Genomic DNA, 21,243 nt, shown 5'->3' on the forward strand with positions numbered 1-21,243 from the left:
ATAAAACCGAAAGGAAGTGACTATATAACCAAGTCACAGCCCTGGGGAAATCAGGCCTATCCCCCGCGTTCCCCGTCCGGGAAGGCGAGTCAATCAGAAATTTCCTATATTATAACAAATATTAAGGAAAAAATCGCTGAGGGGTGGTCGTGTGCGGGTTTCCTCTCTTCTCCTGCGCCTTGGAGCAATTTTGTAAAAATAATTTTACACCCCCTTGCATTTTTGCTTTCCGTTTGTTATTATATTTAAGTCATATGGTTAAGGAACCAGAGACACAGGGGCATAGCGCAATTGATAGAGCAACGGTCTCCAAAACCGTAGGTTGGGGGTTTGAGTCCCTCTGCCCCTGCCAATTTGGCCCAATAGCTCAGCTGGATAGAGCACTTGACTACGAATCAAGGTGTCGGGAGTTCGAATCTCTCTTGGGTCACCAGCAATGAAGACAGCGGAATCCACTGTCTTTTTTCGTGCGCCAAAAAGGATTTTTCTTTTCCCTGCATTCCATAAAAAACATGTATGCTGAAAAGCAAGAAATAGAATGATTTCTATTTTATATCCATGGATTACCCTCTCTATAAAGACTATAATAGATATAGAAAAAATAATACCATATGGTACTATTCCATTTTTTATAGAAAGGGGAGGTCAGACTTATGAAAGAGATTCCATCATTTTTCAAAAAGCCGGATCCTATTACGGATATTGCGGATACTAAGGAGTACGACATCGTCGTCATCGGCGCAGGTTCTCCGGGCGTTCCGTGTGCTTTGAAGGCAGCAGAACTGGGTGCGAAGGTCGCCATTCTCCAGAAGGAGAAGGAAGCCGCTGCGTGTGGGAACTTCGGCGCAGGCATCCTGACGGACAAGAGCGATCCTGTCGACGTGGAAAAGTGCGTTTCCATGCTCGAAGCTGCTTCCGGCCACAGGGCCAAGAGGGAGCTTCTCGATATGTGGGCGAAGAAATCCGGCGAGGCCGTTCTCTGGACGATTGAAAAGGGCAAGGAAGCAGGCGCCCAGGTCGTCGATATGGGAACGAATGCCCATGCAGGGCTCCTGAAGAGGACCGGCTGGCACATCGAATTCACGACCTGCGTCTTCGGGCCGAAGCCGTACGACACCGGCGCTGCCATGAAGGCCATGTGCAAGCTGGCTGAGAAGAAGGGTGTCGACATTTTCTACGAGACCCCGGCAGTCATGCTCGATCAGGATGCAGACGGCAGAGTGACAGGCGTCATCGGCAAGCATGAAGAAAAGCACATCCTCTTCAAAGCCAGGAAAGGCGTCGTCGTTGCCACCGGCGACTATGCGAATGATAAGTCCATGATGGACTACTACCTTCCGGACATGACGAACTTCGCCCTGAAGAGGACAGGAAGAAGCGGCGACGGCCACAAGATGATCGTCTGGGCAGGCGGCCGCATGGAAAACGTCGGCCACACCAAGATGGCCCACGACATGGACTCCGGCCCGACCTCCCTTATGAGCGCCCCGTACCTGCGCGTGAAACTGAACGGCAAACGCTTCTGCGATGAAACCGTCGGCATGGAACTCATGAACTGCTACCTCACCTCCGCCGAAGACAGCGGCCACTACTGCCAGATCTTCGACTCCCGCTACGTAGACCAGGCCAAGAAAATCGGCATGACCGTCGACGATCCTGAATCCCTCAAGAACTGGATGCCGGAAGAAGAATCTGAGCACAAAGGCGTCATGAAAGACCTCATCGACACCTACAAAGCAGACACCCTCGAAGAACTCGCCAAAAAGCTCCGCATCAAAGACATCCCTGCCTTCCTTGAAACCGTCAAACACTACAACGAAATGGCCAAAGCAGGGAAAGATACAGAAATGGGCGTCCCAGCAGAAAAACTCTGCCCCGTCGAAGTCGGCCCCTTCTACGGCGTACACCGCCACATCCGCTTCACCGTAGGCTGCTCCGGCGTCGTCATTAACGAAAAGATGCAGTGCCTGGATAAAGACGACAACCCGATCCCGGGCCTCTACGCCGCAGGCAACCTCGCCGGCAACTTCTACGGCAGCATCGACTACCCGCTCGACATCTTCGGCCTCAACCTCGGCCATAACTACACCGAAGGCTACGTCATCGCCAAAGAAATCATGGGGAAAGAATAAGTAAAGAAATAAGGTATAAAAAAGAAACCGCTCTGAGTTGGGCGGTTTCTTTTTCATTTAGGGAAATAGATTTTTCACTTTTCCTTCAGCATTTTCTTGATTTCCTTATCGAAATCAGATTCGATAGGCTGTGTTTTATTGAATTCCTTGTACTCGGACTTAGCCTTTGCTTCTGCCTGGGCTCTTGAAATGCTTCCTTTGTCCTTGAGAATGTCATAGCGGTTGAAAGAGAGGAAGGCATCCACACTCTTGGCAAACTCTTCCATGGTAAAAGTATTTTCACGTTCAATCAGCCCTTCGATGTAGTCGAAATAACTGCTGACCGACCGCTCCAGCTGCCGGATCTGCTTTTCAGACAAATAATTCTTCGCTACCGTCACATCTGACTGCAGAATCCTGCCCGACGGAGCATTTTTCCACGTCGTCAGTCCCATATGCTCCTTGTTCTTATCCGCGCTGGAATAAATAATCTCCGCCGCCGTCCGGCCCGTGATCGCATAGTGGAACTTATTCTGAATCATCGCATAGAAATCATGCGTCGTGGGAGAATTCTTATTATAATCCACACTGCACTCCGCATAAATGTCCGTGATTTTCTGCCATATCCGCCGCTCACTCGCCCGGATCGACCGGACTCGTTCCAGCAATTCCTGGAAATAATCTTTTCCAAACAAAGCCTTTCCCTGTTTCATACGGTCATCATCCAGAGCGAAGCCCTTGATCATGTACTCCTTCAAAACCCCCGTCGCCCAGATACGGAACTGCGTCGCCCTGTGCGAATTCACACGGTAACCGACAGAAATGATTGCGTCGAGATTATAGTAATCGACATCCTTAGTCTGCGTTTTATCCGGTATTGCGCCATGCTGAGTGGTTGTTGCAATTTTTGCAACAACCACTTCTTTATCCAGCTCACCCTCATCAAAGACATTTTTCAAATGCCGGCTGATTGTCGATTTGCTGACACCAAACAACTCCGCCATAGCCTTCTGCGAAAGCCAGACCGACTCATCCTTGACGATAGCATTGACAGAGACATCCTCATCCGACGAACGATAAACAAGAAAAGGAAAATTGCTCATAAGCCCTCCTGAGAAAGCGCTGATTTTACAAGTAAAGAGTAACCATTTGCTTACATCTTATCATATTCAGAGGAAAGAGCTGAGAATTAGGAAATTCAAAGCCAAACAACCTCGCTTCGCGAGCAGGGAGATTAAAACCTTTACAACCAGCCTGATGGCTGACAGAAATGATGTTTCAGGCGTATACGCGCCAGCTCCCCCTTCGGGGCAAGCTCAAACACCCTTAAACTGAACTTCGTTCGATGGAAAACATGCATCTTCGCTCTAAAAAAACAATCCAATTTCCCCTCACCATCAAAAAATCCCGCTCTTTTTTCAAAGAGCGGGAAAATTTTTTTGTTTTCTCCGGATTTTTCCTATACCTTTTTTCGATTATCTATATAGGACTACTGGAAGCGGGAGGCTTCGGCTTTGGCGAGCTGGTCGCAGAGTTCGTTGTACTGTGCGCCGGCATGGCCTTTTGTCCATTCGAAGGAAAGGGCGTGGGAGGTGAGGAAGGCGTCTATTCCTTTCCAGAGGTCCTGGTTCAGGACGGGAGTGCCTTTTGTTGTGATCCAGCCGTTTCTTTTCCAGTTGTTAAGCCATCTTTGGGTGATAGCTCTCTGGAGATACTTGCTGTCGGTGCAGAAGGTGATTTGCCTTCTCTTGCCGTCCTGGCTGATCCATTTGAGGGCTTCGTAGGCAGCGCGGAGTTCCATTCTGTTGTTGGTGGTGCCTGGTTCGCCGCCGGTCAGGTGAAGGAAGGCTTCTCCTTCTTCTGTGAGGAATACGGCAGCGAAGCCTCCGGGGCCGTCCGGGTTGGAGAGGCAGGAGCCATCGGTGTAGATGGTGAGGGTATCAGGGACTCTGAAGCCGGCTTTCAAGGCGGGCCCGAGTTTCCTGGCTTTGGCCGGGAATGTTTTTTCTGCTTCTGCGATGTCTTTGGCACCTTTTACTGAGGACTTAGCCGCAGCGGGTGTTCCGGCAGAAGCAGCTGCGCCGGCTGGTTTTACGATTTTCGGTGCTTCTTTTATGGGTTTTCCGTACCATGCTTCGGCATCTTCTTTGGTAACGAAGCCTTTGTAGACGGCGCCGTTGAAGCCCTGGACTTCTTTCTTGCAGTCGTCCCAGGTGTAGTAGACGCCGGGGTTCCTGCCGCGTTTGACGACGTAGTATTTCTTTTTCTGTCTTGTATTGCCCAAGGCTATTTTCACGCTTCTTTCTTCTGCTTTTTTATCGAGCTTCAGGGTCCCGTCTTCGATCATTTTCCAGAAGCAGTAGATGGTCGCTTTCGTGTCGGCGAGGCTGTCGTGCCAGCCTTCTCCGTCGTAGCCGTAGTGTTTGGCGCAGGTGATGAGCTTCTGCCAGCGGATATTTCCCGTGAAGGGGTCGCGTTCGCCGTATTTTTCAGAGAAGGGGGGCATGATGTCGATGTAGATGGTTTTCTTTGGATCGGGCAGGGTAAGGCCGCTCTGGAGGAGCATCTGCACGTCGAAGGGAAGGTTGTATCCGACGATGGCCTCTGCATTGCCAAGCATTTCCTGGATTTCTTCCTTTTGGTCGAGGATGAAGGGACATTTGCTGACCATGGCAGGGGAGATGTGGTTCACTTTCTCGGCTTCGGGCCATGACGAGTTTTTCTTCGGACGGAAATATTGATTCATCCGCACAGCGCCTTCGCCGTCAATGACGGAGAGCTGCAGGATCTCGGCATTGGGGCCGACTCCGGTGGTTTCCGTGTCCAGTGCGAGTATTCTGTCTTTATCCATTTTTTCCTCCTTGCTTGCGGAGTTATTCTCTCCACTCCGCTTCCTTCCTGTAAGCGCCGCCGTCAGCGGGTACTTCAAGGTTTTTGTCATGACGGAGGCGGCGGTTCAGGATGGTCCTGATTTTCTTTCCGTTCTTTTTCTTGTCTTCCGGGAGTTCTTCTTCCCATTGTTTCCCGATTTTTTCTTTTTCGTACATCTTGCGGGCGTACTGGCTCAGCCTATCTTCCCGGGTGACTTTCTGTGGACGTTTCATGACTTCTTTCCTTTCGCTGACTTATCTCCCGCAGCAGTTTGTGACTCGGAGGGGAGGCATTCACTGCCAGTATAACAGCTTTCTTACTACTTTGTAAATTTATACCTTAATAAATAGGGAAATCGCTTGCAGCAGCGGGATTTTCGGGACTTTTACGACTAGATGTTCGCCTTTTGAGGCACAATTTATGGTACTGTCATATTCTTTTTTCTCTATATCTTGTGAATGTACAAGGGAGCCGATAGATGATAAAATAAAGTTATTCACAAGGTTAATCACTTTTGCACAGAGTTGTTCAAGTGCATTTTTCTTCGATAATATCGAATTGATCGGACTTTTATTTCTTGATTTATTCAACAGAATTCACATTTTTTTCACAAGGTTAATCACAACTGTCAACATATGAGGTTTTTATATGGATCTATTTTCACTCTGGGAGGACTTAGTCACTTATATTAAGTCGAATGATTCCGAGTATTCAGAAATGTTTGAACTCCACTTGTACCCTGTCTCACTTTCAGGATCGGTACTGACGATTTCCACGGATGACACACTGCCGAAGTACCAGGTCGCATGGCTGGCCAATGTGTATTCCAGAAAACTGGAGAGTTACATTCTTAAAACGAAGAATCAGCAGATCACAATACAAGTAGATAACTACCGTCCTCCAAAAATAACGCCGAATGACGGCCCGGGTCCCGTTTCCGCCCATGCTCCTGCCAAGGATATGGAAAGGGAAAAGGCCCGTAATACTGCTGTCCCGCCTGCTCCTTCTCCGGCACCGTTCCCGGAAGGGGGCATCCCTTCGCCATTTCCGGAAGGGAATGAACCTGCTCCCGTGATGGAAAGCCAGGCAGCCGATCCGTTCCCGGAAGAAGCAGCGCCTCCTGATTTCACAAATCTGAAGCCGAAGTCAGCCGACGAGGTCGCTCTTCCGAGCATCCAGGATGTCGCTCAGGGCTCCCTTTTCGAAGAACCGAAGAAGCCGGAAGCGAAAAAAGCGAAGGTTTTCCAGTCAAATCCCATCAATGAAGAGTACACGTTCGAAACATTCGTCCACGGCGGGTGCAATGACGTAGCATATTCGGCGGCCCTGGCCGTCGCGCAGGCTGCGATCAATCCAAAGCTGACGGATACGAATATGAATCCGCTCTTCATTTACGGCCCTTCCGGCCTTGGCAAGACGCATCTTCTGCATGCGATTTGCAATTACATCCATGAATACAAGCCGGAGCTTTCCGTTCTTTTCGTGTCCAGTGAAACGTTCACGAATGAGCTGATCGATGCCATCCAGCGCCATGCGACGAATGATTTCCGCCAGAAGTACAGAAATCCGGACTTTCTTCTGATCGACGATGTCCAGTTCTTCGGCTCGAGAGACTCGACGAAGATGGAAATTTTCAACACGTTCAATGAACTCTTCGACAAGAAGAAAAACATCATCATGACGAGCGACCGTACGCCATCGGATATTGAAAAGCTCGAAGACCGCCTGCAGAGCCGTTTCTCGAGCGGCCTTGTCGCTCCGATTTCCCCGCCTGACTATGAAATCTGCAGCATCATCCTGAAGAACCGCGCTGAAAAGCAGAATATCAATCTGCCGGACGAAGTCGTCGATTACATTGCCAGCCACATCAATACGAATGTCCGTGAACTGGAAGGCGCTTTCAACAGCCTGGTCATGATAGCCCGCATCAAAGAGAAGCCGATCACACTGCCTTTTGCCATGGAAGCACTGAAAGACAAGATCCCGCTCGACGGCGGCAATACGCTGACGGTTGATATCATCATCGACAAAGTCTGCGACCGCTACGGCGTGACGAAGGAACAGGTTCTCAGCAATGCGCGTCCGAAGAAATATGTCGTTCCAAGACAGATTGCCATGTACCTGGCCAGGAATCTGATCCCGGGCATTTCTTTCCCGGCACTCCGTGACAAGTTCAAAAGAAAGGATCACACGACAGTCGTCTATGCCTGTGAGCGCGTGGAAAAGGAAATCAAACGCGATCAGAGCACGAAGGCCGTCATCGAGGAGCTTACAAAGCAGCTGAAAAGGTAAGAGCTGCCTCTATATAAAGTATTGTGAAGAAACACGGGCCGCAGAGGGTAAAAAACAGTGCATAAACTGTGGATAAATCCATACCCCTGGAAATCTGTGAAATGTGTGAAGAAGAAAAAAAGTTATTCACCGGGTTTTCACAAAGGCTCAAAATCGATAAAATCTAGATAGTCACAAAGTTATTCACTTATTCACAGCGTACTACTACGCCTGCTACTACTCTCTTATATTACTAGTCATATTTATTAAGGAGCTGCCATGAAGGTCACATTCAACAAAAACGAGCTGACGAGCGCCCTCGACCGAGTCCAGCGCGCAGCACAGACAAAAATCAATTCCAACACCAACAATGGCTTTTTCATTTCTGCTGCCAATGGTATTGTCGAATTCCAGGCAAACGATTACACAATCGGCATAAAAACGACTTGCAGCGCAGACATTTTTGAAGATGGCGTTGCAGTCATTGCTGCGCCCCAGCTGCAGAGCACACTTCGCATGATGCCATCAGGGGATATCGTCATGGAAATGGGTAAAGAAGAAAATACCGTTTCCTTTAAGAGCGGATCCTACTTCTCAAAGTTCCCTGTCAGGAATTCCCAGGATTTCCCTGAAGTCGAGGAAATGGATCATCAGAATCATGCAGTTATCCGCTGCAAGGATTTCGCTGACATGGTCAGCCTCGTCCAGTTTGCAGCAGCCACTGATAAACAGAAGCCTTTCTTTACAGGCGTACTTTTTGAAATCCACGATTCCCTCTTTGCCATGGCCGCTACCAACACGCACCGCCTGGCTACCAAGGAAATCTCCCTGGATGAACCGGCCACTGCCGCTGGCAGAATCATCGTTTCTGCCGGCATCCTTTCCGACGTCATCCGCCTTTTGCCGGACGGGGAAGAGGAAAAGATAGAAATTTCCTGGTCAAAGAACCATGTCGCATTCACCATTGGCAGCACGTACTTTATCAGCAATCTGATCAACGGCGAATATCCGGAATACCAGAGAGTCATCCCGCAGTCCTTCGATGCCCATGCGGAACTGAATCTCCACGACTTTGCCGAAGCCGTCCGCTTCGTCAGCCCGATTTCCCGCGACGTGAACTACAATACGATCAATTTCCATTTCAAGCAGGGCGTGCTCGAAGTCTTCGAAGAAGATCCAGAAATCGGACGCTCCGATACGTCGATCCCCGTCAAGCTTGAAGGCGATGATATCGACATCACATTCAACTGCAGTTATATAGAGGATATATTGAAGCATTCCAAGGGCGAGACGATTACGCTGCATCTCCTGAAGAGCGGCCCGATGCTCGTGGAACAGCAGGACGACAAGACATACCGCTATGTCGTCACCCCGATGAGAGGAAGAAACTAATGGAAGAAATACAGATTTACGGAGACTTCATCCAGCTTGACCAGTTCCTGAAAAAGACGGACCGGATCAGCTCGGGCGGGGAGACCGGCGCCTACCTTGAAGCGCACAAGATCACCCTGAACGGAAAGAAGGTCACCGAAAAGAGAAAGAAGCTTCGCGCCGGAGACGTGCTCAAAATCGACGGTGACGAATACAAGCTGACCGGAGCCTAGCCATGAAGTGCGTGAAATTCCGGCTGATCCAGATCCGCAATATGGAGGATACGACCATTCTGCCGGATGAAGGACTCACCATCTTCACGGGCGAAAACGGCAGCGGGAAGACGAACCTGATCGAGGCGGTCTACTACGCCTCCATCGGGAAATCCTTCCGCACGGGAAATGACAACGAAATGATCCGGCTGGGGGACGAGGAAGGCACTATCCTCCTCGACTTCACCATCCGCGACGTCTCGCACACCATCAAAGTGAAACTGACGAGGAACCAGGGCAAGAAAATCTTCTTCAACGACAACCCTGTTCGGAAAAAAGACCTCATGGGACTCTTCCGCACCGTCATCTTCACACCTGACGAACTCCAGCTCATCAAAGGCGCCCCCGTTTTCAGGAGGCGCTTCCTTGATATGGAAATCTCCCAGGTCTCCCCGCGCTACTATGCCGAACTCCTCCGCTACACCAGAGCCGTCCAGCAAAGAAACGCAGCTTTCAGGAACGCCAGGATGACAGGCATCATCCCGGACACCGACATCTGGGACGAACAGATCGGGAAATGCGCCGCCTACATCGTGCGGAAACGCCTTGAAACCGTGAAAAAGATGAACGGTACCGTCCCCGACATGGAATCCGCCCTTACAGGAAACAGGGAAAACCTCGAAATCCGCTACAAACAGGCCGGATCCGACGAGCCGAGATACGACGAAGAATGGTTCCTCGAGCGTCTCGCCGCCTACCGCGAAGAAGACGCCAAATTCTGCCACACCTCCGTAGGCCCGCACAGAGACGACCTCACCTTCTTCATGAACGGCATGGACATCTCCATTTACGGCTCTCAGGGCCAGCAGCGGACAGCCATCCTCGCCATGAAACTCTCCGAGATGGAATACATCAAAGAAGAAACCAGCGAATACCCCGTCCTCCTTCTGGACGACATCGGAAGCGAGCTGGACAGTAAAAGAAGAAAAGCCCTCATGAACTTCCTCGAGACAAGAAATATCCAGACCATGGTCACTGGCACCGACGTGCCCTTCGACCACAAGGCGAAGATTATTGAGGTAGGGAAGGAATGAGGATATTTAGAGGTACAGTGATACGAAAAAAGGACTCATCGAGAGTCCTTTTTTTGTTGTCAGACTACGCTGACGACACCAAATAACCTCGATTTCATCGAGGGGAACTTCACCCCTTTCGGCTCCGCCACTTTCCCCGAAGGGGGCAGCCGGTACATTTTACCGCAGTGCCCATTTTTCAGAGACGAGCCCTTTTTTCGTTGTCAGACTACGCTGACGATACCAGAAAACCGCGATAAAACCGCGTGGAACTTCACCCCTTTTAGCTCCGCCACTTCCCCCGAGGGGGCAGCCGGTACATTTTACCGCAGTGCTCATTTTTCAGAGACGAGTCCTTTTTTTCGTTGTCAGACTACGCTGACGACACCAAATAACATCGATTTTATCGAGGAGAACTTCACACCTTTCACCAGCGTCAGTATAAGGATGGGCTGGATCCACCGTGACGGGCAGGTTAAAACCTTTCGTACCGGCGATAACGGTTATGCAACTTTGATGTACGGAGCTCTGATTTTCAGGGACGTAGGCCGGTCTTGACCTTGCCCTGAAAGGGAAGGTTTGGATAGGATTACGAAAGGTCAAAAACAAATCAGACTTGAAATCTTTTCTTTATTCCTTGTGAAGCCTTCCCTTCTGGGGAAGGTGCGCAGCTTATCTTTTATCTGTAGCTGCGCGGATGAGGTGAAGTTAATAAGTAAATGGATGAGTTGCATTTCCACGGACGAAGTCCGATTGTAAGGGTTTTAATTTTCTTCCTTCAAATCAAGGCTGCTGAGATAGAAGGATTAAATGAACCTCTTTCGCCTCGCAGACTCGGCACTTTCCCCTAACGGGGACAGCTTTTTCCGCTGGTGCTATTTCCCTTTATCCATCCCCAAAAATGTTTCACGTGAAACATTTTGCATCCTTTTATGTTCTATGAAATTGTTTCACGTGAAACAATTGAAAAAAGCTCCGGATGTCCGGAGCTTTTAATATTTTTTTCAGTCCCATTTTTTCTCAGGCATGTGCTGGAGGATGTTTTCTGCTTCCTGTTCTGAGATTTCGTTGATGGGTTTGTGGATGAGGAGGGCGAGGAGTTTTCTTTTTTCTTCGGCTCCGCTGTGTTTCTGGAATATATTTTCTTTGTATCTGTGGATGAGGATATCTCTGGCTTCTTCGTATTCGCTGTAGCCGCAGCCAATGATGGAGCGGACTTGCTGGAAGGTGTAGTGTGGGTATTTCTTGAGGAGGAGGACGGCTCTGTGTTTGATGTTCCTGTCGAAGATTCTCTGGCAGTTGGGGCAGAGTTTCTGGTTTTTGTCCTTTTGGTCGAAGAGGGCACCGCACCAGGCGCAGGGTTTGTAGCCGGCGGCGGCTTCGCCTTTACGGATTTTTAGGACTTCAGTCATGAGGTCCTGGAAGGGCTGTTTCAGTTTGTCGTTTCCGACGTGGCCTTCGACCCAGTTTTCAATCCATTTTTCCTCTCCTTCGGTGAGGTCCTGGCTGTACATTTTCTGCTCTTCTTCGATTTTCTGGTTGACGGGATCCAAAGTCGAGTAGGCTTTTTCCTTTTTCTGCCTGGGGCCTGCGATGAAACGGATGTCTTTGAAGCGTTTTCCGAATTCGTCTTTGGAGAGGAGCTTCAGGAGGTCGCCTTTCATCATGAAGAGGTGCTGGAGGAAGACGGAGTTCGTGACGGCGACGACCAGGGTGTCGTCTTTCCAGCTCTTGATGTAGGATTCCTTGGCGAGCATGTCGCCGACGATGTTCTTCCACCGTTTCTGGAAGAGGAAGAACTGGAAGCCGTCGTTGCCGAAGATTTTCTTGCTGGTGAAGGAGTCGGAGAAGACCTGGTCGATGCCGGCCATGACTTTGTATCGTTTGCCTTTGTCTTTATGGTTTTCTTCCATGATGCCCTCCTTCGATGATTTCTTTCTTCCATTATACTATAAATTTCCCATGGCATGACTTTCTGCATTTGGCGCAAGGTTTACCGAAAGGTATGGAAATCAATTGTCTTATTCTAATTTGTTATAATTCGTTTAGATTCTATTAACTCTTTCTATGTTATGAATTATAATATATATATGTATTTGTTGGAATGAATTCCGAAAGGGGGGATTCCTTTGGCTGATGAAATCAAGGACGGCAAGGTAGACGTTACCCGTTACATGGTCAAGGAAGGCGAAAAGGTCAATCTGAAGAAATACAGCACGAAGTGCGATGTTTCTATAGACAAGTCTCAGGTGAAAAATCTGTATTTCCCGCAGGTGATCGAAAAGCTTAAGGATTTGCAGGAGAAATTGTACGCGCAGAACACGTACGGGCTCGTGGTCGTGCTCCAGGCGATGGATGCGGCTGGCAAGGACGGGACGATCAATCATGTCTTTGCAAGTTTGAATCCTGGCGGTGTGAAGGTGGTTTCCTTCAAGCAGCCGACGACGGAGGAAAAAGACCACGATTACATGTGGCGTATCAATAAGGCGCTGCCGGAACGCGGGGATATCGGGATTTTCAACCGTTCTCAGTATGAGGATGTTATCGTGACGCGCATCCATGACCTGGTCCATCAGGGGCAGCTGCCGCAGGATCTGGTGAATAAGAATATCTGGGAAGAGCGCTACGAGCAGATCAATAACTGGGAGAAGTACCTTCGTCAGAACGGGTTCATGATGATCAAGATTTTCCTCCATGTATCGAAGGAAGAGCAGCAGAAGCGCCTGATCGACCGTATCGTGAACCATCAGAAGAACTGGAAATTCTCGATGTCGGATATCAATGAAAGGCAGTACTGGGACCGTTACCAGGAGCTGTATGAGGAAATGATTTCGAAAACGTCGAAGGACATTTCGCCATGGTTCATCATTCCGGCAGACCAGAAGTGGTATACCCGCTACATTGTCGCCCTCATCACGCTGCATGCGCTGAAGAAGATCAATCCGCAGTTCCCGAAGCTGGATCCGGAAGTGCAGAAGCAGCTGGAAACATTCAAGAAGCTCATCGCACAGGTGGACGTGAAGGAACTGGCAGAAATCCAGACGACGCTTTCTGAGAAGGCAGAAGAAGAAAACAAGGAAAAATAAAACAACAAAATAAAATGTAAAGGGGAAACCTGTCATGGAGAACGAGACAAAAGGAAAGACCGAAGTAAATGATGTCAAAGAAGTCAAAGACGTAAAAGACTACAAAGATGCGAAAATAAAAATTGACATCGACAGATACCGCGTCAAGGAAGGCGACACGATCAACCTTAAGAAGTTCGCCACGTACTGCGATCAGGATGTGGACAAGAGTGCCGTGAAGAACTATGCATTCCCACAGGCACTTGATGAAATCAGCCTGCTGCAGGCAAAGCTTTTCGCGCAGAGCACTTACGGGCTCATCATCGTCCTGCAGGCCATGGATGCTGCCGGCAAGGACAGCACGATCAAGCACGTATTCTCTCATCTCGATCCGAACGGAGTACACGTCGTTTCCTTCAAGCAGCCGACCGAAGAGGAAAAGGACCACGACTACATGTGGCGCATCAACAAAGCCCTTCCGCGCCGCGGGGATATCGGCGTATTCAACCGTTCCCACTACGAAGACGTCATCGTTTCCCGCGTCCATAATCTGATCGAGCAGGGCAAGATGCCGAAGAACCTCATCAGCAAGGATATCTGGGACATACGCTACCGTCAGATCCGCGACTGGGAAACGTACCTGAACGAAAACGGCTTCCCGATCGTCAAGATTTTCCTGCACGTATCGAAGGATGAACAGCGCGACCGCCTGGCTGAACGAATCCTCAAAAAGCAGAAAAACTGGAAATTCTCCATGGCAGACATCAACGAACGCCGCTACTGGGACCGTTACCAGGAACTGTACAGCGAGATGATTTCCGAAACCTCCCTGAAAGAGGCGCCATGGTACATCGTCCCGGCTGACCAGAAATGGTACACCCGCTACGTCGTCGCCCAGATCGTCATCAAGGCACTGAAGGACATCGCGCCGAAGTTCCCGGAAATGTCGAAGGAAATCAAGGACCAGCTCGAAGAATTCAGGAAGCTGATCGAAAGCGGCTCTGTCGGCATGATCGAGGAAATGCAGGACATGATGCTCCCCTCTGATAAGTAATAAAAGAAACGCATAAAAATGCAGCGTACTTCTGATTTCCTTGATAAGAAAGAAGCAGAAACGCCCATTTTACCGCAGATACAAATTAAGGCAGGCCATAAAAAAGAAGCGGAAGGAGGATAAGAAGAATCACGTCCTTAACCGCTTCTTTTCATTATGGTATAATGGAATAGATACTAGGAATAGAAACTTTGAAATTATTGAAATGATTGATTGCGAGAGGTGAAACTTATGAAAAAAATTATTGCGGCTATGATCGCACTGGCAGCAGTTTCCAGCGCAGCATACGCATCTCCTCTGACGACGTACCAGAAGGGACAGACTGAAATCAACGTAGGCATGTGGGATGCATCCGCGAAATCCAATGGCTATAAATCCGACGGCGAATGGAATTTCACCGGCGGCCTGACATACGGCATTAACGACAAATGGGCCGCTCAGTACCAGTACACCGGCCTTTCCACCGACCATACCGGCGGAAACATGAACGAACTGAATGCTCTCTACTCCATCAATCCGGAAGTAGCAGCCTTCGGCGGCTGGAACCGCATCCATATGTCCGACTTCCCGGACCGCGTATTCGGCTCCTCTGACCGTACAAACAACGTAGCCCAGTTAGGCCTCATTGCCCGCCATCCGCTGACCGACGGCCTTGACGTCTATGCCAAGGGCGCCCTCGGCACCGAACAGACTACCATGTGGGAAGCAGGCGTCGACCTCGCCATCGATGAAGACCTCGACCTGAACGCAGGCTACCATTACCTGAATACAAAAGGAAATGACGACAACAATGTCTCCTACAAAGGCTTCATGGCAGGCGTATCCTACCGCTTCGGCGGCTCCAATGAATACGGCACAGGCACAAACGGCATGATTGACGACTCCGCTTACTCCTACGCTAACCAGAACGAAAGAGTAGCAACCGTCTCCACTGTCACCAAATCCGATACACCGGCAGCCGTAGTCACCACTACAAACAATGCAGGCGCAGAAACGACCGTCCAGGTACCGGCTGATACACCAGTCGCAGCACCGGAAAACGACTATTACTTCAACAGCGTCCTCTTCAACGAAGACTCCTCCGACATCATCCCGGCACAGAAAATCAACCTCGATGCATTCGTCAAAGAAGCTAAGGAAACAGGCCACGTCTTCAAACTCGTAGGCCGCACCGATGCCACAGGCTCCGCTGACTACAACGAAAACCTCGCATCCAGACGCATCAAAGCCGTCAGAGACTATGCCGTCTCCAAAGGCGTTGACGCTTCCAAACTCGTAGAAATGGTCAAAGGCTCCGAAGGCTCCACTGGCAAGAACGAAGGCGACAGAAGAGTCGATATCTTTGAACATAAGTAAGAAGTAAAGAAGTGAATATATGAATACAAAAAAGAGGCCCATCGAGGACCTCTTTTTTGCTGCGAGCATTGCTCGAAAATAGTTGGCTGCGCCTTTCATAAAATGCACCTCTTTCGCCCGGCATCAGAATAAAGGCCGGGCACTTTCCCCTGACGGGGACAGCTTCCCAAGGTATAAAAGAAAGAGCTCTGCTCCTATTTGTTTAAAACCTTTCGTAAATCCCTCCTACCCCACCTTTCGTCGCCTGACGGCGCCACTTTCCCCTGACGGGGACAGCCGGTACATTTTACCGCAGTGCTCATTGTTCGGAGACGAGTCCTTTTTTCGTTGTCAGACTACGCTGACGACACCGGAAAACCTCGATTTCATCAGCCGCAGGCTGGTTTTATTGTTTTCCATCGAACGAAGTTCGGTTTGAAGAAAACCGTACGACCTCGCTCCGCTCGCAAGTCAAAAATCAGTACATCGCAATTAAATCGAGGCAAGAATGCTCTTACAAATCTCCCAAATCAAAATACCCCGCAGCATCGCTTATGCTGCGGGGTATCCGTTTTAATTTTCTTTTTCCACGAAGTCCAGTATTTCCAAGGGATGGTTCACGAAGTTCTTTCCTCCTCGGGTTCTGAGGAAGGTTTCGGGGCGGAAGCCCCAGGTGACGGAGAGGCAGGGGAGATGGGAGTTTCTGGCTGTTTCTATGTCCACTTCTGTGTCTCCTACGTAGATGGCATCCGCTGGTGTGAGGGAAAGATCGCTCAGGATTGCATTGATCATGTCTGGAGCGGGTTTTCGGTGGATGTCCGGTCTTGTTTCCTTTGACGACATCAAAAAGGTCTTTAAGGTACATTTCTGTGAGTTTTTTGACAGGGGCTTCGTCTTTGTTGGAGGCTACGGCTGTCTTGATGTTTTTTTCTCTCAGTTTTTCCAATAGTTCAGGAATGCCTTCGTAGGGACTTGTTTTTCTGTTGTTTCTTGGATAAAGGTCGGAGAAGAAGGAGCGGCATTTCTGGATTTCTTCTTCGGTGACGGCATAGCGGGAAGCCGGGATGGTTTCGCAAAGGTTGATGAGGTCCTGGCCCTGGCAGCCTCTGGAAAGGGCGATGATTTTTGCGATGTCGTCGTGGATGCCGCTTCCGAAGCATAGTTTGACTTCATCTCTGGTGAAGTGGTGGGGAAGGCCCATGGCTTCGAGGGCGTTGTTGGAGGCGGTGGTGATGTCGGTGATGGTATCGAGGATGGTTCCATCCATATCAAAAATGACGGCTTTGATCATAGTTGTTCCTTTCTTTTTGTATTTTCTTTTGTTTTATTATACCTGCCTCATTCTTTCATTTCCATTTTCCTTAGGCGTTGCGGATTTCTCAAGAAATGCTGTCTCTTTTTTTGCTATAATGGGAATAATTATTTTTTTAAGGGGGGAATGACCATGCATATGACGTGGCCTTTGATGGTCGTGATGCTTTTGACGGTGGCTTTTGTCATCGGTGTGGGAATTTTTCAGTCGCGCAAGGTCAGGTCGGCTGAGGGATACAGTGTCGGCGGCCGGAGTGCCGGGGTGCCCATGGTGGCCGGCGGGATCGCCGGTACGGTGGTCGGCGGCGGCGCGACGGTGGGTACGGCGCAGCTGGCGTACAGTGTGGGGCTTTCGGCATGGTGGTTCACTCTGGGAAGCGGGATCGCTTTCATCCTGATGGGAATTTTCTATGCGCAGAAGATGCGCTCGACGGGGCTTTCTACGATTCCGCAGTTTCTTGGGATGCATTACGGCAGGAGGGCGGAGCGTCTGTCTTCGGTGATTTCTTCGATCGGGATTCTCCTTTCAGCGGTGGCGAGCTGTCTGCCGGGGATGGAAATCATTTCCTCAATTTTCGGTGTGGGAGAGCTGCCTTCGGCAATCATCCTTATGACGCTGGTTGCGGCGTATACGTTTTTCGGCGGAATGAAGAGTGCGGCGATCGGGGGCATCCTCAAGATGGCTGTTATCTGGCTTTCCCTTTTCGTCTGCGGCTTTGAGGCATATGAGGTGCTCTCTTCTTCGTCCGTGGCAATTCCTCCGTCTCATCTGGATCTTTTCGGACGCGGGTTCGAGGTGTCGATGTCGAATCTGTTTTCGATGATTGTCGGCGTCCTCTGTACGCAGACGTATATCCAGTGCATTTTCTCGGCAGATACGCCTGTGACGGCCGCGGCCGGCTGCATCACGGCGGCGCTGATTGTCATTCCTGTCGGGCTTCCGTCTGTGGCTGTCGGGATGTATATGAGCGCTTTTGATCCGAATGTGGTGCCTGTTCTGACGCTTCCTACGTACTTTACGAATCATGCGTCCTTCCTGGTCGGCGGTCTTGCGATGGGCGGCATCGTGCTGTCTCTCATCAGCTCGATTGGCGGGCTGTCTTTGGGAATCGGGACAATGCTTGTGACAGATATCCTGATGCCGATCCTGCATCTCCAGGATGACAAGGCGCTCCTTCGTCTGACGAAAATTTCCGTCCTCTCCGTCATGGCAGCGGCATGTGTGATCGCGGCGATGAACAGGGGAACGCAGGTCCTTTTCTGGAATTACCTTTCCATGGGCCTTAGAGGCGGCGGCATATTCCTTCCGCTGACGCTTTCGGTCTTCTTCCCTGGGCATTTGAAGAAGGGATGGGCGGTGCTCTCCATGGCAGGAAGCACTGTGGCGGCCATCCTCGCCGTCGTCCTTCATCTTCCGATTGATTCCCTCTTCGCGGGCCTCATCGTAAGCGTCCTCCTGATCCTTCCAGGACTCAGGCTGAAGAGAGTGGATGGGGAATAGGAATGGTTTGAAAAAATGATAGAAAAACCAGCCATGAAAAGTGAAGGGCTTTTCATGGCTGGTTTTAGTTTTGAGAGAAAACCTTTAAAACCGTACAACCAGCCTGACGGCCGAGGGAAATGAAAACCTTCACAACCGGACTTCGTCCGTCCGAACTACATCTCATTCCCGGTCTCCGACCGGACCTTGGTATGATTCAACAAGAAAGACAGAATAATATCATAAATATATTAGGAGGTCATTCTTATGCCATGTAAAACCAAAGCGTCCCCGGAGGAAATGTTAGACCAGATTGCTTCATATCTCTATCAGGGTGTTACGATTACCCAGGCAGCTGAAAATCTTCATATGAGCCGCATAACATTCAGAAAATGGGTCCTCCGGTATAAAGAGGAGGGCTTTAAGGGATTGCGGCCCAGGCAGCATTTGTCTTACTACTCCAATCAGATGAAGATCCAGGCCGTAAAGGAATATCTTAAAGGCAGTGTTTCCATGCTTTCCGTCTGTGCCAAATACAGAATTTCCGGCACACTCTCCCTTAAAACATGGATTGAGGCGTATAATGAGCATAAGTTGACAGACCTCGTTTCTGAAGGAGGAGATCTTATGGGCAAACGCCAGCAATCGGTCAAGGAAGAGCGAGTCAGAATCGTTCAGGAGTGCATCGCCAGTGGATGCGATTATAACAAGATAGCCAAGAAGTACAACATGTCCTACCAAACGCTCTACACATGGGTAAAAAAGTTCAAGGAAATGGGCGAAGTTGGTCTTGAGGATTACAGAGGAAAGCCGATCAGGCTCCAAACGCCCCGGACCGAAGAAGAACAGCTGCGTCAGGAGAATGCCAGACTTCTTGAAGAACAGAAGGATCTTATAGCAGAGATTGCCCTGCTAAAAAAAAAGATGGAGATAGAGGAAAGGTTGCGTTCCTCGAAGGATTCAGCCTTACTCACCTTCTCAGAGATTTTAAAGCCATAAAAGAAGTCCATGAAGAAACCAACATCTCCATAGAAAGTCTCTGCCGACTCTCAAAGGTCTCCCGGGCAGCTTATTACGGATGGCTGAATCATATTAAGAGCGGCCGTGAACTGCTGAGAGAAAAGGTCGCACAGGAGGTCATGAAAACCCATCAGGAATATCCGGATATGGGATACCGCCGGATTAACGATTGGATCAAGAAGGATGACAACATCAATATAAATGTAAGCGACAGTCTGGTTCTTCGTATCATGCGGATACTTAATATTAAGTCCGTGATCAAGTACAAGACCGATGGTTGCACTCGTAACGCAAAGGATCCAAAGTACATTTTTGAAAACCTGCTGAACCGTGACTTTGATGCCGGCGTGTCCAATGCAAGATGGATGACGGATGTCACTGAATTCAAGTACACAACTGCTGATGGAGTTTTGCACAAGTTATATTTAAGCGCGATTATTGACGGCCATGATCGTCGGATTGTCTCTTATGTCATCGGCGACAGGAACAATACTGCACTGGCTTTTGAGACAATGGAAAAGGCACTTAAAGAGAATCCTGGAGAACATCCAATGATTCATACCGACCGCGGATTCCAGTATACAAGCAACGGATTCCATAAGATTGTTGAAAAAGCAGGACTGGTTCACAGCATGTCCCGTGTAGGCTGCTGTGCAGACAACGGTCTGATGGAAGGGTTCTGGGGAATGCTGAAGCGCGAACGTTACTACACACGTAAATTCACCAGCCGTAAAGCAGTGGTAAGCATGATCAACGGCTACATCTACTTCTACAACAACAAACGCATTCAGCGCAAATTACATCTTTTAGCTCCAATGGAAGTATTCAACGCAGCTCCAATGGCCGCATGATTAAGATTAAAGTACGATTAGATTTTTTATGATATTTATTTGTCTGTATTAACAAATCCGCACCACCTTCTCCTTCGGAGCAAGGTTAACACCCTTAAACCAAGGCTGGCGCCTTGAGAAAAACCATACGACCTCGCTACGCTCGTGGTAATCAACCCTATCCGCCCTTCGGGCACCTTCCCCGTCTGGGAAGGCTAGTATTCTTCGGAAATGGAATCCATTCATCCCACGCAAAAAGGATGTGCACTTTCGCGCACATCCTTCTTTTTGTTGAGGATTATTCGATATCAACGGTGTCGGGGTTGCCGAAATCGTCGAGTCCGAGATAAGCGACTTCTCTGACGTGTCCATCGTACGTCAGTGTAACGTGATAGTGGAAGGTCTGTCCTTCGCAAATTTCATCGCCGAGTTCTACAGCGGTGGTGTAGCTGTCCGGGCGGTATTCTCTTACTGTGTCGCCTACGATCGGGAACTGGAGGAATACGTATTCTGCGCCCTGGTATTCAACGGAACCGTATACACGTTTCAGTTCGGATACGAGACATTTGTCTACGCCATTTACAATGATGCTTTTTTCAGTTACTTCTGCCATGTTTATCACCTCTACGACCAATATACAGCAAAATGCTTGCCATTACTTATATATAGTACCACTTTTGAAGGATAAACAGAAGATTACTAGTTAAAATAATCCGTTTATACGTATTATAAAAAAATTATTACGGAACACCGTGGTTTTATTCAGCGATTTCGCGCACGTCGTTCTTTGCTTCCGGATTTTCCATCATGCCCTGTTCTTCGTGTCTTCCGTGTTCACAGATGCAGTGCATTTTCTTCTGGCAGATTTCTCCCATGATGGCGCAGAGTTCTTCCATGGCTGCGGGGTTCAGGGAATAGAAAATATTCTTGCCGTCTCTTCTGTCGATGATAAGTCCGGATTCGACGAGGACTTTCATATCGTGGGAGAGTGTCGGCTGCGTGATGGCGAATGCCTGCTGCAGTTTGTTGGTGCACTGTTCCTTGCAGGATAACATGTCTACGATTTTGAGACGTTTCGGATCGGAAATAGCTTTCAGAATTCTTGCGGTATCTAAATAAATTTGTTCCATTTTGACTCCATGAATTAAAGAATAGAATTATTTCTATAAAGCGTAGCAAAGATGAATGAAATTGTCAATATTGAACATGCATTAGAAAAGCAAAAAATATGTATAAATT

The 21,243-nt window shown here is 49.1% G+C and carries 18 protein-coding genes and 2 tRNA genes; 13 read left to right on the forward strand and 7 right to left on the reverse strand.

Annotated elements, in window-relative coordinates; translation table 11 throughout:
* Window positions 1-276: 276 nt before the first annotated feature.
* The 3 genes from OIM03_01045 (at window position 277) to OIM03_01055 (ending at window position 2,132) form a co-directional block, all read left to right on the forward strand.
* Window positions 277-352, forward strand: a tRNA-Trp gene (locus OIM03_01045).
* Between the two features lie 4 nt (window positions 353-356).
* Window positions 357-433, forward strand: a tRNA-Arg gene (locus OIM03_01050).
* A 220-nt stretch (window positions 434-653) separates the two neighbouring features.
* Complete coding sequence (locus OIM03_01055; GenBank protein HJI72868.1) at window positions 654-2,132, forward strand: FAD-dependent oxidoreductase; 1,479 nt, start codon at window positions 654-656, stop codon at window positions 2,130-2,132.
* Between the two features lie 74 nt (window positions 2,133-2,206).
* On the opposite strand, the gene OIM03_01060 is transcribed toward OIM03_01055, so the two are convergent.
* From OIM03_01060 to OIM03_01070, 3 genes are all read right to left on the reverse strand, one after another.
* Window positions 2,207-3,214 carry a virulence RhuM family protein gene (locus OIM03_01060; GenBank protein ID HJI72869.1) on the reverse strand — a complete coding sequence of 336 codons (1,008 nt, stop codon included), beginning with the start codon at window positions 3,212-3,214 and terminating at the stop codon, window positions 2,207-2,209.
* Between the two features lie 386 nt (window positions 3,215-3,600).
* Window positions 3,601-4,962, reverse strand: coding sequence for a viroplasmin family protein (locus OIM03_01065; GenBank protein HJI72870.1), 1,362 nt, complete (start codon window positions 4,960-4,962; stop codon window positions 3,601-3,603).
* 22 nt (window positions 4,963-4,984) lie between these two features.
* Window positions 4,985-5,215 (reverse strand): hypothetical protein, encoded by a 231-nt coding sequence (locus tag OIM03_01070; GenBank protein ID HJI72871.1) that lies wholly within the window; start codon window positions 5,213-5,215, stop codon window positions 4,985-4,987.
* A gap of 415 nt (window positions 5,216-5,630) precedes the next feature.
* Here OIM03_01070 and dnaA point away from each other — a divergent pair, with 415 nt between their 5' ends.
* From dnaA to recF, 4 genes are all read left to right on the forward strand, one after another.
* Entirely contained in the window at window positions 5,631-7,274 is a 1,644-nt protein-coding gene (dnaA, locus tag OIM03_01075; protein ID HJI72872.1) for a chromosomal replication initiator protein DnaA, read from the forward strand.
* A gap of 258 nt (window positions 7,275-7,532) precedes the next feature.
* Window positions 7,533-8,645, forward strand: a complete 1,113-nt coding sequence (gene dnaN / locus OIM03_01080; protein ID HJI72873.1) for a DNA polymerase III subunit beta — start codon at window positions 7,533-7,535, stop codon at window positions 8,643-8,645.
* A complete protein-coding gene (locus OIM03_01085; protein ID HJI72874.1) occupies window positions 8,645-8,857 on the forward strand; it encodes an RNA-binding S4 domain-containing protein in 213 nt (70 codons plus the stop codon). Before dnaN ends, OIM03_01085 begins: the two co-directional genes overlap by 1 nt.
* Window positions 8,858-8,859: 2 nt before the next feature.
* Complete coding sequence (gene recF / locus OIM03_01090; protein ID HJI72875.1) at window positions 8,860-9,930, forward strand: DNA replication/repair protein RecF; 1,071 nt, start codon at window positions 8,860-8,862, stop codon at window positions 9,928-9,930.
* 983 nt (window positions 9,931-10,913) lie between these two features.
* Here the strand turns inward: recF and OIM03_01095 are convergent.
* Window positions 10,914-11,822, reverse strand: coding sequence for a DUF721 domain-containing protein (locus OIM03_01095; GenBank protein ID HJI72876.1), 909 nt, complete (start codon window positions 11,820-11,822; stop codon window positions 10,914-10,916).
* Between the two features lie 216 nt (window positions 11,823-12,038).
* Here OIM03_01095 and OIM03_01100 point away from each other — a divergent pair, with 216 nt between their 5' ends.
* From OIM03_01100 to OIM03_01110, 3 genes are all read left to right on the forward strand, one after another.
* Window positions 12,039-12,995, forward strand: a complete 957-nt coding sequence (locus OIM03_01100) for a polyphosphate kinase 2 family protein (protein HJI72877.1) — start codon at window positions 12,039-12,041, stop codon at window positions 12,993-12,995.
* 34 nt (window positions 12,996-13,029) lie between these two features.
* Window positions 13,030-14,028 (forward strand): polyphosphate kinase 2 family protein, encoded by a 999-nt coding sequence (locus OIM03_01105; protein ID HJI72878.1) that lies wholly within the window; start codon window positions 13,030-13,032, stop codon window positions 14,026-14,028.
* A 231-nt stretch (window positions 14,029-14,259) separates the two neighbouring features.
* The gene (locus tag OIM03_01110) at window positions 14,260-15,384 is read left to right on the forward strand and encodes an OmpA family protein (GenBank protein ID HJI72879.1); all 1,125 of its coding nucleotides are present in this window, start codon (window positions 14,260-14,262) and stop codon (window positions 15,382-15,384) included.
* A gap of 493 nt (window positions 15,385-15,877) precedes the next feature.
* Here the strand turns inward: OIM03_01110 and OIM03_01115 are convergent, their stop codons facing one another.
* Window positions 15,878-16,654, reverse strand: a complete 777-nt coding sequence (locus OIM03_01115) for an HAD hydrolase-like protein (protein HJI72880.1) — start codon at window positions 16,652-16,654, stop codon at window positions 15,878-15,880.
* Window positions 16,655-16,807: 153 nt separating this feature from the next.
* On the opposite strand from OIM03_01115, the gene OIM03_01120 reads away from it, so the two are divergent.
* The 3 genes from OIM03_01120 to OIM03_01130 all read left to right on the forward strand — a co-directional run bounded on the left by OIM03_01120 (window position 16,808) and on the right by OIM03_01130 (window position 20,025).
* Window positions 16,808-18,175, forward strand: coding sequence for a sodium:solute symporter family protein (locus OIM03_01120; protein HJI72881.1), 1,368 nt, complete (start codon window positions 16,808-16,810; stop codon window positions 18,173-18,175).
* A gap of 279 nt (window positions 18,176-18,454) precedes the next feature.
* Window positions 18,455-19,153: a helix-turn-helix domain-containing protein gene (locus OIM03_01125; GenBank protein ID HJI72882.1), complete on the forward strand. Its 699-nt coding sequence runs from the start codon at window positions 18,455-18,457 to the stop codon at window positions 19,151-19,153.
* 29 nt (window positions 19,154-19,182) lie between these two features.
* Window positions 19,183-20,025 carry an IS3 family transposase gene (locus OIM03_01130; protein ID HJI72883.1) on the forward strand — a complete coding sequence of 281 codons (843 nt, stop codon included), beginning with the start codon at window positions 19,183-19,185 and terminating at the stop codon, window positions 20,023-20,025.
* 277 nt (window positions 20,026-20,302) lie between these two features.
* Here the strand turns inward: OIM03_01130 and OIM03_01135 are convergent, their stop codons facing one another.
* Together OIM03_01135 and OIM03_01140 are read right to left on the reverse strand one after the other, a co-directional pair.
* Window positions 20,303-20,617 carry a glycyl-tRNA synthetase gene (locus OIM03_01135; protein HJI72884.1) on the reverse strand — a complete coding sequence of 105 codons (315 nt, stop codon included), beginning with the start codon at window positions 20,615-20,617 and terminating at the stop codon, window positions 20,303-20,305.
* A 145-nt stretch (window positions 20,618-20,762) separates the two neighbouring features.
* Window positions 20,763-21,134 (reverse strand): metalloregulator ArsR/SmtB family transcription factor, encoded by a 372-nt coding sequence (locus OIM03_01140; GenBank protein HJI72885.1) that lies wholly within the window; start codon window positions 21,132-21,134, stop codon window positions 20,763-20,765.
* Window positions 21,135-21,243 lie beyond the last annotated feature (109 nt).

Source organism: Veillonellaceae bacterium, from assembly GCA_025992895.1.
Classification (GTDB): Bacteria; Bacillota; Negativicutes; order Veillonellales; family Dialisteraceae; genus Dialister.

Excerpts from the sequence above, each read along its gene's own strand:
- OIM03_01065 (HJI72870.1), bottom strand. The coding sequence starts at position 4,962 with ATGGATAAAGACAGAATACTCGCACTGGACACGGAAACCACCGGAGTC.
- OIM03_01095 (HJI72876.1), bottom strand. The coding sequence starts at position 11,822 with ATGGAAGAAAACCATAAAGACAAAGGCAAACGATACAAAGTCATGGCC.
- OIM03_01120 (HJI72881.1), top strand. The coding sequence starts at position 16,808 with ATGCATATGACGTGGCCTTTGATGGTCGTGATGCTTTTGACGGTGGCT.
- dnaA (HJI72872.1), top strand. The coding sequence starts at position 5,631 with ATGGATCTATTTTCACTCTGGGAGGACTTAGTCACTTATATTAAGTCG.
- OIM03_01055 (HJI72868.1), top strand. The coding sequence starts at position 654 with ATGAAAGAGATTCCATCATTTTTCAAAAAGCCGGATCCTATTACGGAT.
- OIM03_01115 (HJI72880.1), bottom strand. The coding sequence starts at position 16,654 with ATGATCAAAGCCGTCATTTTTGATATGGATGGAACCATCCTCGATACC.
- OIM03_01070 (HJI72871.1), bottom strand. The coding sequence starts at position 5,215 with ATGAAACGTCCACAGAAAGTCACCCGGGAAGATAGGCTGAGCCAGTAC.
- dnaN (HJI72873.1), top strand. The coding sequence starts at position 7,533 with ATGAAGGTCACATTCAACAAAAACGAGCTGACGAGCGCCCTCGACCGA.
- OIM03_01060 (HJI72869.1), bottom strand. The coding sequence starts at position 3,214 with ATGAGCAATTTTCCTTTTCTTGTTTATCGTTCGTCGGATGAGGATGTC.
- OIM03_01105 (HJI72878.1), top strand. The coding sequence starts at position 13,030 with ATGGAGAACGAGACAAAAGGAAAGACCGAAGTAAATGATGTCAAAGAA.
- OIM03_01125 (HJI72882.1), top strand. The coding sequence starts at position 18,455 with ATGTTAGACCAGATTGCTTCATATCTCTATCAGGGTGTTACGATTACC.
- recF (HJI72875.1), top strand. The coding sequence starts at position 8,860 with ATGAAGTGCGTGAAATTCCGGCTGATCCAGATCCGCAATATGGAGGAT.
- OIM03_01085 (HJI72874.1), top strand. The coding sequence starts at position 8,645 with ATGGAAGAAATACAGATTTACGGAGACTTCATCCAGCTTGACCAGTTC.
- OIM03_01140 (HJI72885.1), bottom strand. The coding sequence starts at position 21,134 with ATGGAACAAATTTATTTAGATACCGCAAGAATTCTGAAAGCTATTTCC.
- OIM03_01135 (HJI72884.1), bottom strand. The coding sequence starts at position 20,617 with ATGGCAGAAGTAACTGAAAAAAGCATCATTGTAAATGGCGTAGACAAA.
- OIM03_01110 (HJI72879.1), top strand. The coding sequence starts at position 14,260 with ATGAAAAAAATTATTGCGGCTATGATCGCACTGGCAGCAGTTTCCAGC.